The sequence below is a fragment of the Streptomyces sp. NBC_01433 genome (genome assembly GCF_026340105.1).
Taxonomy (GTDB): Bacteria; Actinomycetota; Actinomycetes; order Streptomycetales; family Streptomycetaceae; genus Streptomyces.
Genome location: NZ_JAPEPM010000001.1, coordinates 3,520,292 through 3,531,056, shown reverse-complemented (window position 1 = coordinate 3,531,056; position 10,765 = coordinate 3,520,292). Strand labels below are relative to the sequence as shown.

Here is a 10,765-nt window from a genome sequence, read left to right as displayed (position 1 = left end):
ACCGATGGCCCGCCGCCCGGACCCTGCGGGAGGGTCCGGGCGGCGGGCCATCGGCACGGCCGGGGTTGAGCGGTGGTGGTGCGGTGGTGATGGTGGTGCGGTGGTGGTGCGGTGGTGATGGTGCGGTGGTCGGGCGGTGGTTCGGAGCCTGACCGTCTTGCAACGCTCGCGTGGTCGGCCCGCGTGAACGGTCCGCCGGGGTGGGCGCGTCCGGTGGATGCGTCCGGTGTGCGCATCCAGTGGGCGCGTCCGGTGAGTGGTCGACTCCCGGGCCGCGGCCTCAGATGGCGGCCTTCTTGAGGCGCCTTCGCTCCCGCTCGGAAAGTCCGCCCCAGATACCGAAACGTTCGTCATTGGCAAGGGCGTACTCAAGGCATTCCGAACGGACTTCACAGGCGAGACAGACCTTCTTGGCCTCGCGGGTGGATCCGCCCTTCTCGGGAAAGAAGGACTCGGGATCGGTCTGGGCGCACAGCGCGCGCTCCTGCCAGCCGAGTTCCTCGTCCGCGTCCTCGACCAGCAGTTGCTGGAACAGCTCGGTCATGTGCGCCCCTCGTCTGTCTCTTGCGTCCCGTGATGCGGCCGTTACTGATTGCGGCCGAACGACACGAGTGAAATTACAAGTGTGTAGCTCCGGGCCAGTCAAGCGAGGATCTGCTATTGGCCCAGGTATTCACTCTGCGGAACCAAGCCTATGCAGAAAGTGTTGAAATCACCAAAAACCTGACATGTGCCACGGGCCCCTGCCACGCGCCTCCTCATCAGGTGAGACGAACAGGACGTCCTTGATGTTGCGATTCGATCACTGAAGCGATCAAGATCACAGTCAGGTCACGAGTTCTCAACGGCGTTTGAGAGTGCGATTGATGCGCCACATCTCCGCTACGACAGGTGCACAAACCTTTCTTCGCCCCCAGCAACCGGAAGGGGTGAAACATTGTCCCCCAAATCGGTCAATGGGTTGACAGAGGGCGATCGAGCCGGTCTCCTTGACTTCATGCCAGCGACCGCAGCGATGTACGCCACCCACGTCCGTGGGTTCCGCACCGCTGTCCAGGCCCGCTGTTGCTGTTCCAGCTGTCACAGCTGTTGATGCCGTAGCGCTCCAGCTCTGATCCAGCACTTCTCTCCCTCTCCTTCGTTCTTCTTTCGTTCTTCCCGACGGCTCCCCGAAGCCGTCTCCCGCTCATCGCGACTCCCCGCACGTGAACCCCCCATGCCGAGGAACCACCGCAGCCATGAACAGCGACAGCGACCTTCAGATCGCCGGCGACATCCTTGAGGTCCAGCACCTTCTTCAGCCGGCCCGCGAACATCCCTCCACCGTGGCCGAGTTCGCCGGACTCGCCCGCTCCATCGCCGCCGACCGCGCGCAGTGGGCGCCGCTCGTCCGCTTCGACACGTCCACCCGCTGGTACCACCGGCTGCGCACGGCTCCCGGCTACGAGGTGTGGTTGCTCAGCTGGGTGCCCGGCCAGGGCAGTGGGCGCCACGACCACGGCCCGTCCTCCGGCGTACTGACCGTCCTGGAAGGCGAGTTGACCGAGCACACCGACCGGGGAACCCGGGTCCTGGGCGCCGGTGCGCAGAGGGTCTTCGTCTCCGGTTACGTCCACGAAGCGGTCAACGATTCGCTCGAACCGGCCGTGAGTCTGCACATCTACTACCCGGGTCTGACCGAGATGCCGATGCACACGGCCCAATGCGCCCCGGCGGCCGTGAATGTCGTACCCGCCTGACAAACTGCCGTACATGCGCATTGTGGTTCTGGCCGGTGGTATCGGTGGTGCTCGTTTTCTGCGTGGCCTCAAGCAGGCCGCGCCCGACGCGGACATCACGGTGATCGGCAACACGGGTGATGACATCCATCTGTTCGGGCTGAAGGTATGTCCCGACCTCGACACCGTCATGTACACCCTCGGCGGTGGCATCAACGAGGAGCAGGGCTGGGGGCGTACCGACGAGAGCTTCCACGTCAAGGAGGAGCTCGCGGCGTACGGCGTGGGACCCGAATGGTTCGGGCTCGGCGACCGTGACTTCGCGACCCATATCGTCCGTACGCAGATGCTGGGCGCGGGCTATCCGCTGAGCGCGGTCACCGAGGCGCTCTGCGCCCGCTGGCAACCGGGGGTCCGGCTGCTGCCGATGTCCGACGACCGGGTCGAGACGCATGTGGCGGTCGATGTGGACGGCGAGACCAAGGCGATCCACTTCCAGGAGTACTGGGTCAAGCTGCGCGCCTCGGTCGAAGCGCAGGCGATCGTGCCGGTCGGTGCGGATCAGGCGAAACCGGCGCCCGGCGTGCTGGAGGCCATCGCTTCCGCCGATGTCATCGTCTTCCCGCCGTCCAACCCGGTGGTTTCGGTGGGGACGATCCTGGCGGTGCCCGGGATCCGGGAAGCGATCGCCGAGGCCGGAGTGCCGGTCGTCGGCCTCTCCCCCATCGTCGGGGACGCTCCCGTTCGGGGGATGGCGGACAAGGTGCTGGCCGCGGTGGGCGTCGAGTCGACGGCCGCGGCGGTGGCCCAGCACTACGGTTCGGGGCTGCTGGACGGCTGGCTGGTAGACACGGTGGACGCCGGAGCGGTCGACGAGGTCGAGGCGGCGGGGATCCGCTGCCGCGCGGTGCCGCTGATGATGACGGACGTGGACGCGACGGCCGAGATGGCCCGTCAGGCGCTGGCGCTGGCCGAGGAGGTACGGGCATGAGCCGGACCGGCGCCGACGCGCCCTCCTTCCGGGTGTGGGCACTGCCCGGGATGCCCGAGGTGCGGGCGGGGGACGACCTCGCGAAGCTGATCGCCGCCGTGGAGCCGGGGCTGGTGGACGGCGATGTCCTGCTCGTCACCTCGAAGATCGTCTCCAAGGCGGAGGGCCGCGTCGTCGAGGCGGCGGACCGGGAGGCGGCGATCGACTCCGAGACGGTACGGGTGGTGGCGCGGCGCGGCACGCTGCGGATCGTGGAGAACCGGCAGGGGCTGGTCATGGCCGCCGCCGGGGTCGATGCCTCGAACACGCCCGCCGGGACGGTTCTGCTGCTGCCCGAGGACCCCGATGCCTCGGCGCGGGCGATCCGGGACGGGCTGCGGGACACGCTCGGGGTGGAGATCGGGGTCGTCGTCACGGACACCTTCGGGCGGCCCTGGCGCAACGGGCTGACCGATGTCGCGATCGGGGCGGCCGGGGTCCGGGTGCTGGACGATCTGCGGGGCGGGACGGACGCGTACGGCAATCCCCTCAGCGCCACGGTCGTCGCGACCGCGGACGAGCTGGCCGCGGCCGGTGACCTGGTCAAGGGCAAGGCGGCGGGGCTGCCCGTCGCGGTGGTGCGGGGGCTGCCGCATGTGGTGGGCGGGTCCGGTGACGCGGATCCGGGGGCCCGCGCCATGGTGCGGGTCGCGGCCGACGACATGTTCCGGCTCGGGACGTCGGAGGCGGTGCGCGAGGCGGTGGGCCTGCGGCGTACGGTGCGCGAGTTCACGGACGATCCGGTGGATCCGGCGGCGGTACGGCGTGCCGTGGCCGCGGCGGTGACGGCTCCGGCGCCGCACCATACGACGCCGTGGCGGTTCGTCCTGCTGGAGTCGCCCGAGTCGCGGACCCGGCTGCTCGACGCGATGCGGGACGCGTGGATCGCGGATCTGCGGCGCGACGGCAGGAGCGAGGAGTCGATCGCGAAGCGGGTGCGGCGGGGCGACGTCCTGCGCAACGCGCCGTATCTGGCGGTGCCGTGCCTGGTGATGGACGGCTCCCACACGTACGGGGACGAGCGCCGGGACACGGCGGAGCGCGAGATGTTCGTGGTCGCCGCGGGAGCGGGCGTACAGAACTTCCTGGTGGCGCTGGCGGGTGAACGGCTCGGCTCGGCGTGGGTGTCCTCGACGATGTTCTGCCGGGATGTGGTGCGGGAGGTGCTGGAGCTGCCGGACTCCTGGGATCCGTTGGGAGCGGTGGCGGTGGGGCGCGCGGCGGGGGCGGTGCGGGAGCGGGGGGTTCGGGACGTGGGGGAGTTTGTCGCCGTGCGGTGAGTTTGGCGGGGGCGCCGTGGGGTGGGGTGGGGTGGGGTCGAGGTGGTGTGGGGGTGGGTGCCGCTGCGCGGGCTGGTCCCCTACCCGCCCCTTCCCGAAACCGGGGCTCTGCCCCGGACCCCGGTCACGCTTTTGCCCTCAAGCGCCGGGCGGGCTGGATATTCGGGGCTCCGCCCCGGGCCCCGCTCCTCAAGCGCCGGAGAGGCTGAAGAGCTGCCCTCAAACGCCGGGCGGGCTGAGAAGTGCGCCCGGCGTCGGGCGAGCTGAGAAGCGCGTCCGCCGTCGGGCGAGCTGAGAAGCGCGTCCGGCGCCCGGGCGGGCTGAGAGGTGCGTCCGGCGCCCGGGCGGGCTGAGAGGTGCGCTACCAGAAGCTGAGAAGTGCGTCCGTCGTCGGGCGGACTGATAGGTGCGCTACCAGGGGCTGAGAAGTGCGGCCGGCGGGTTGAGTGGTGGGCTACAAGGGGGCGATGTTGCGCGGGGTCATGCGGGGGGCGCGTCGTTTGGGGGTGTGGCCTGAGAGCAGGATCAGGCGGGTTGCTCGGTGGCGTTGGCCCTCGTAGGGGGTGAGCAGGGTCAGCATGGCGTCGTCGTCGGCGTCTCTGTTGTCCGCCAGGGCGTGGCCGACGATGCCTGGGAGGTGGAGGTCGCCCACGGTGACCGCGTCGGGGGAACCGTTCGAGCGCTGGAGGGTTTCGGCCGAGGTCCAGGGGCCGATGCCGGGGATCAGTTCCAGGCGGGTCTTCGCCTCGGGCAGTTCCATTCCCGCCGCCTCCTCCAGTCGGCGGGCCACCCGGACCGCGCGCAGGATGGTCGCGGAGCGCTTGTTGTCGACGCCCGCCCGGTGCCATTCCCAGGACGGGATCAGCGACCAGGTGCGCGGGTCCGGCATCACATGGAGGTCCAGGTCCGTGGCGGGGCCGGGCGCCGGGGTGCCGTGCTCGCGGACCAGGAGGCGCCAGGCGCGGTACGCCTCGTCCGTGGTGACCTTCTGCTCCAGGATCGACGGGATCAGGGATTCCAGGACCAGGCCCGTCCGCAGCAGCCGCAGGCCGGGACGGCGGTGCCGGGTCACGGCGAGCAGCCGGTGGCGCGGGACGAAGACGTCCGGGTCGTCCGTCGCGCCGAGGAGGACGGGGAGCTGGTCCAGGAGCCATTCCGCGCCCGGACCCCAGGCTGCCGCCTCGATCCGGCCGCCGCGCGCCGCGACACGGAGCGTGCCGGGGCCCGCCGGTGTGCGGGTGGCCCGCCAGAACGTGCCGTCCGCGACCATGCGGAACGTGGGGTCGGCGGGGCCCCGGCGCAGGGGGCCCAGGACGAGTCGCAGGTCCAGGGGGCCCGGTGGGGTCCACTCCCGGGTCCGCGCCTGTGCCACCCGCCCGGCCGGGGCGGCGGCGGCCGCCGCACACGCCGCCGGGGCAGCCTGATGCGGCACAGCCGGTCGCGCGGTGCGGGGGGCGAATCGTCCTGCCACTGGTGAGGCCCTCGGTGCTGGGTGGGTGGTGGTGCTTATCGAGGGTACGGCCGGGGGCGGGTCACTGGTCCGACGAGAAGCGGACCGACGCGTCCGGGAGGACCGCCCCGCACCAGATCCGTACCCCGTCGCGCAGCTCGTTGTCGGCACCCACCTGGGCCCCGTCGCCGATCACCGCGCCCGCCAGCACCGTACGGCTGCCGATCCGGGCACCGGCTCCGACCAGCGAGTCGGTGATGACCGCGCCCGGTTCCACGACCGCGCCGGACAGGATCGTGGAGCCGTCGATGCGGGCCCCCTCGCCGATCAGGGCACCGTCGCCGATGACCGTACCGCCGGTGAGTTTGGCGTCGGGGGCCACGGAGGCGGTGGGCAGGACGAGGCGGTCGCCGCAGCGGCCGGGGACGGCAGGGGACGGGGCGCGGCCGAGCACCAGGTCGGCGGAGCCGCGTACGAACGCCTGCGGGGTGCCGAGATCCAGCCAGTACGTGGAGTCGACCATGCCCTGGAGATGCGCGCCGGAGGCGAGCAGTCCGGGGAAGGTCTCGCGCTCCACGGAGACGGGGCGGCCGACCGGGATGGTGTCGATGACCGACCTGCGGAAGATGTACGCCCCCGCGTTGACCTGGTCGGTGACGATCTCTTCGGGAGTCTGCGGCTTCTCCAGGAAGGCCGTGACCCTGCCGGTGCCGTCGGTCGGTACGAGGCCGAAGGCACGCGGGTCCTCGACCCGGGTGAGGTGGAGGGAGACATCCGCCCCGGAGGTCGCGTGCGCGGTGACCAGGGCCCGGATGTCGAGTCCCGTCAGGATGTCGCCGTTGAAGATGAGGACCGGGTCGTCGGGGCCCGAGGTGAGCCGGGACGCCACATTGCGGATGGCGCCGCCGGTCCCCAGCGGTTCGCGCTCGGTGACGTACTCGATGTGGAGGCCGAGCGCGGAACCGTCGCCGAAGTACGGTTCGAAGACCTCCGCCAGGTAGGACGTCGCGAGCACGATGTGCTCGACTCCGGCCGCTCGGGCCCGTGCCAGCTGGTGCGTGAGGAACGGGACGCCCGCCGCCGGAACCATCGGCTTCGGGGTGTGCACAGTGAGCGGCCGCAGCCTGGTGCCCTTGCCACCGACCAGAAGAATCGCTTCTTTTGCCTCTGTCACAGCACCGTCTCTGCTTCCTGCTGGGGCCTGGCCTGGTTTCGGCTGGCCAGTGTATGCAGACCGGGTCGGATCGCCCCCGGTCAGCGGCCCTGCAGACGTGCGGAGGTGGTCCGTGCCGTGCCGAGCTTCTTGTAGAGACGCTTTCCGGGGCATTCGGTTGCGAATCCGTCCCGGTGGCCGGAAATGACGTTCAGTTTGACCTTCTTGCCCTTCTTGTACTTGTTGCTGCCGCCGGAGACCAGCGTGGTCTTGCCCTTGGGGTTGGCTCCGAACAGTCCGAGCTTCCAGGCGGTGAGTTTGGCGATGGAGTTCACCGCGGCGGCGGGCGGGTTCTTGGAGGTGAAGGTGCCGAGGACCACGACCCCCATGCTGTTGGTGTTGAAACCGAGCGTGTGCGCCCCGAGGACGGCCTTCGTCACGCCCCCGGCGCGCCCCTCGTAGATGTTTCCGCACTTGTCGACGGCGAAGTTGTAGCCGAAGTCGCGCCAGCCGCTGCTCCGGACGTGGTAGCGGTAGATGCCGCGCAGGACGGCGGGCGCCTGGGAGCAGCGGTAGTTGTTACCGGTGGCGCTGTGGTGCACGAAGGCGGCCTTGACCGTCTTCGTGTACGCGAACCGGCGCTCGCGGAGCTTCTCGTTCGCGCCCCAGCCCTTGCGCGTGATGATGCGCGGCCGCGGGCCGATGTACGGCTTCGCGCCTGCCGCGACGACCGCTTCCCGCGCCGAATCCTCCCGGCTCAGGGCGGGGATCACCGAGCCCGTCCCGACAGCCGAGCGGGCGCGTCCCGCGATGGGCTGCCGCGGGTCCTCGCCGGGGTCGACGAGTTCGAGGCGCAGGCCCCCGGGGAGTGCTACGGAGGTGGCCGACCGGTTCCGCGGGTCGACGGGCTCCGGGCTCACGCGCACCTCGACGCCGTCCGAGTCGCCGACCCAGAGCGGGGCGGTCGAGCCGCGGACCTTGCCCGCTTCGCGCTCGGCACTGCCCTCGTCGGCGGCGTGCTCGGTGTTGTGCGTCTCGACGTCCTGCCAGCCGGACCAGGTCGTGGTGCCGGTGGCGCGGGTGCGGATCTGGACCGTGCCGTGCAGTTCCGCGTCGGCGTCGTCCCAGACCACTCCGACCAGGGAGAAGGGCCGCGCGTCGCGCCGGGGCAGCCCCCGCGCGGCACCGGTCGTGGGTGCGCCGGTGGCCCGGGTGGTCGCGGGGGCGAGCGGGGACAGCGGCAGCGACTGCGTCGAACCCGGCAGTTCGGCAGCGGGCTCGGCGGCGGTGGCAGAGGTGACGGAGGCGGGTGCGCGGGCCGGGGAGGAAGCGGCGGAGGTGGTCGTGGAGGACGCGGGTGCGGCGAGCGGCAGGGTGAGCGCCGCCGCGCAGGTGACGCCGATCGATGTGGCGAGAAGAGTGCGCATACGGATGATCCTGGCCATATACGTACAACTACGGCCACCGGGACACGCACCCTGATGTGATGCCCCGTCTGCCGAACCGGTGTACGCGACGCTCGTCGCACCGCTTCCGCCCACCGCCGCCGCGTACCCTTGCGCGGATGAACTCCAGCGACCGTACCCCCGCCGACCTGCTGCGATCCGCACTCGCCTCGGACCCGACCAGCCCACTGGTCACTTTCTACGACGACGCCACCGGAGAGCGCGTCGAACTGTCCGTGGCCACCTTCGCCAATTGGGTGGCCAAGACCGCCAATCTGCTGCAGGGCGACCTGGCCGCGGAACCCGGCGACCGGCTCGCCCTGCTGCTTCCCGCGCACTGGCAGTCCGCGGTCTGGCTGCTCGCCTGCTCCTCGGTCGGCGTGGTCGCCGATGTGCAGGGCGACCCGGCCTCGGCCGACCTCGTCGTCAGCGGCCCGGACACGCTGGAGCGCGCCCGCGCCTGCCGCGGCGAACGCGTCGCGCTGGCGCTGCGCCCGCTCGGCGGGCGGTTCCCGCAGCCGCCCGAGGGCTTCATGGACTACGCGGTGGAAGTGCCCGCCCAGGGCGACCGCTTCGCTCCGTTCGCGCCGGTGGACCCGGACGCGCCCGCGCTCGCCGTGGGCGGGGTCGAGCTGACGGGGGCGCAACTCGTCGCCAAGGCGCGCGAGGACGCCGCCTCGCTGGGGCTCGCGCCCGGATCGCGGCTGCTCACGGGGCGTACGTACGACAGCTGGGAGGGGCTCGGTGCCGGGCTCTTCGCGCCGCTGGCCGCCGGAGGCTCCGTGGTCCTCTGCCGGCACCTCGGACAGCTCGGCGAGGACGGCCTGGCCAAGCGTGTGGAGAGCGAGCGGGTGACCAACACCGCAGTATGACAAGCACCCTGAGCGTCACTCGTCCGGCCCACAGCGGGCCGAGTCCCCCGGATTGGGCATCCGCTCAGGTACATGATCGGCGGTACAGACCACTCTCCCCGGATGCACAACCAAGCGTGAGGTTCAGCCGTCTACTCCTGCGACCGGCGGCCTATCGCGCCGCCGAACGTGAAGGATGGACGCAGACGTGACCGACAGCGCTGGCACGCCGGCCGACCAGGAACCCCCGGCCGAGAACAAGCCGCAGGACGGGTCGCGGGGCGGGTCGCAGGAAGACTCCCAGGGCGCCGCCGCCCAGGACGGGACGGGCAAGGCGGACGGGACCGACGGGACCGACGGGACCGACAAGGCGGGCGAGGCGAGCAGGGGTGCGGAGGGCGCCGAGCCCGAGCCCGGCCCCGACACCGGCACCGACACCGACAGCGGCGGGGTGCAGACCTGGGCCGACCGGCCCAAGGACGGCATCGCCAAGCGCAGGAGTCACTGGCTCCGTTGGACCGCCCTCGCCGCCTCGTTCCTCGTCCTGATCGCCGCGGGCGTCGGCTGGTGGCTGTACAAGAAGCTCGACGGCAACATCAGAACCGATACGAGCGTCGCCGCCGAGCTCAAGGCGTACGAGAAGGAACGGCCCACCCCGGTCGCGCAGGATGCCCAGAACATCCTGCTCATCGGCTCCGACAGCAGGTCCGGCGACAACCGCGAGTACGGCCGCGACGACGGCGGCAGCCAGCGCTCCGACACCACGATCCTGCTGCACCTCGCGGCGGACCGGAAGAGCGCCACCGCCGTGTCCGTCCCACGCGACCTGATGGCGGACATCCCGAGCTGCCGCACCGCGGACAAGAAGCACACCAGGGAACAGTTCGCCCAGTTCAACTCGGCCTTCGAGCTCGGCGGGACGGCGTGCACGATCCGCACCATAGAGCGGATGACCGGCATTCGCGTCGACCATCACATGGTCGTCGACTTCAACGGCTTCAAGGACATGGTCGACGCGGTGAACGGCGTCGAGATCTGCCTCAAGGAGCCGATCAACGATGCCGACGCACACCTCAAGCTCCCCGCGGGCCGACAGAAGCTCGACGGCGAGGAGGCGCTCGGATACGTACGCGCCCGCAAGTCCATCGGCAACGGCAGCGACACCGAGCGAATGGACCGCCAGCAGAGATTCCTGGGCGCCCTGGTGAACAAGATGCAGAGCAATGGCGTCCTGCTCAACCCGACCCGGCTGTACCCGGTGCTGGACGCGGCGACCAAGTCGCTCACGACGGACCCGGGGCTGGACTCGCTCAAGGACCTGTACGACCTGGTCCGCGGGATGCGCAACGTACCGACCGACAAGGTGCAGTTCCTGACGGTGCCCCGGCAGCCGTACAGCCAGAATGTGAACCGGGACGAACTCATCGAACCGGACGCGAGCAGGCTGTTCAAGCAACTGCGCGAGGACCGGCCGGTCACCGTGGTCCCGGCCGACGAACTCAAGGACAAGGGCGCCGGCAAGGCCACCGACGGGGGCGCTTCCGACGGGAAACCGGACGATCCCGACTCCGGAAGTCCGACCCCCGAGCCCACGTATTCGGGTTCGAGCGCGGCCGACGACCTGTGTAAGCAGTAAAGCAATTCCCAAGTCATACAGGGCAATCGACGCATAATGGGAAGAATGCCCAGTTGTAAGCAGCGTGGAATGTGTCACGCACGTCGCTCGACTCCGAACCGGGCGGATAGTGTGACGCGATCCGGTGCTACCGGCCATCAGGTCGTGCACTGCTGGAGCGAAAGAACGAGCGCCTTGTCGGGGGAGGCGCCTCGCGTGGCAC

9 protein-coding genes are annotated in these 10,765 nt (G+C 70.6%); 5 read left to right on the top strand and 4 right to left on the bottom strand.

The window, feature by feature from the left end; genetic code table 11:
- Positions 1-280: 280 nt before the first annotated feature.
- Positions 281-544, bottom strand: coding sequence for a WhiB family transcriptional regulator (locus OG413_RS16075; protein ID WP_014046372.1), 264 nt, complete (start codon positions 542-544; stop codon positions 281-283).
- A 694-nt stretch (positions 545-1,238) separates the two neighbouring features.
- On the opposite strand from OG413_RS16075, the gene OG413_RS16070 reads away from it, so the two are divergent.
- Genes OG413_RS16070 through OG413_RS16060 form a run of 3 tightly spaced genes read left to right on the top strand, consistent with a single transcriptional unit; the run spans position 1,239 to position 4,028 of the window.
- Positions 1,239-1,739, top strand: coding sequence for a cysteine dioxygenase family protein (locus tag OG413_RS16070; RefSeq protein WP_266806200.1), 501 nt, complete (start codon positions 1,239-1,241; stop codon positions 1,737-1,739).
- A 13-nt stretch (positions 1,740-1,752) separates the two neighbouring features.
- On the top strand, positions 1,753-2,709 hold the full coding sequence (gene cofD, locus OG413_RS16065) for a 2-phospho-L-lactate transferase (RefSeq protein ID WP_266806198.1): 957 nt from the start codon (positions 1,753-1,755) through the stop codon (positions 2,707-2,709).
- Entirely contained in the window at positions 2,706-4,028 is a 1,323-nt protein-coding gene (locus tag OG413_RS16060) for a coenzyme F420-0:L-glutamate ligase (RefSeq protein WP_266806197.1), read from the top strand. The genes cofD and OG413_RS16060 overlap by 4 nt, the downstream gene beginning before the upstream one ends.
- A gap of 454 nt (positions 4,029-4,482) precedes the next feature.
- Here the strand turns inward: OG413_RS16060 and OG413_RS16055 are convergent, their stop codons facing one another.
- The 3 genes from OG413_RS16055 to OG413_RS16045 form a co-directional block, all read right to left on the bottom strand.
- A complete protein-coding gene (locus tag OG413_RS16055; protein ID WP_266806196.1) occupies positions 4,483-5,499 on the bottom strand; it encodes a DNA-3-methyladenine glycosylase in 1,017 nt (338 codons plus the stop codon).
- Between the two features lie 61 nt (positions 5,500-5,560).
- Positions 5,561-6,652: an NDP-sugar synthase gene (locus OG413_RS16050; protein ID WP_266806194.1), complete on the bottom strand. Its 1,092-nt coding sequence runs from the start codon at positions 6,650-6,652 to the stop codon at positions 5,561-5,563.
- Between the two features lie 80 nt (positions 6,653-6,732).
- Positions 6,733-8,058, bottom strand: a complete 1,326-nt coding sequence (locus OG413_RS16045; protein WP_266806192.1) for an N-acetylmuramoyl-L-alanine amidase — start codon at positions 8,056-8,058, stop codon at positions 6,733-6,735.
- A gap of 137 nt (positions 8,059-8,195) precedes the next feature.
- Between OG413_RS16045 and OG413_RS16040 the strand changes: the two genes are divergently transcribed.
- Together OG413_RS16040 and OG413_RS16035 are read left to right on the top strand one after the other, a co-directional pair.
- Complete coding sequence (locus tag OG413_RS16040) at positions 8,196-8,948, top strand: TIGR03089 family protein (RefSeq protein ID WP_266806190.1); 753 nt, start codon at positions 8,196-8,198, stop codon at positions 8,946-8,948.
- A 175-nt stretch (positions 8,949-9,123) separates the two neighbouring features.
- Positions 9,124-10,563 carry an LCP family protein gene (locus OG413_RS16035; protein WP_266806189.1) on the top strand — a complete coding sequence of 480 codons (1,440 nt, stop codon included), beginning with the start codon at positions 9,124-9,126 and terminating at the stop codon, positions 10,561-10,563.
- Positions 10,564-10,765: the final 202 nt, after the last annotated feature.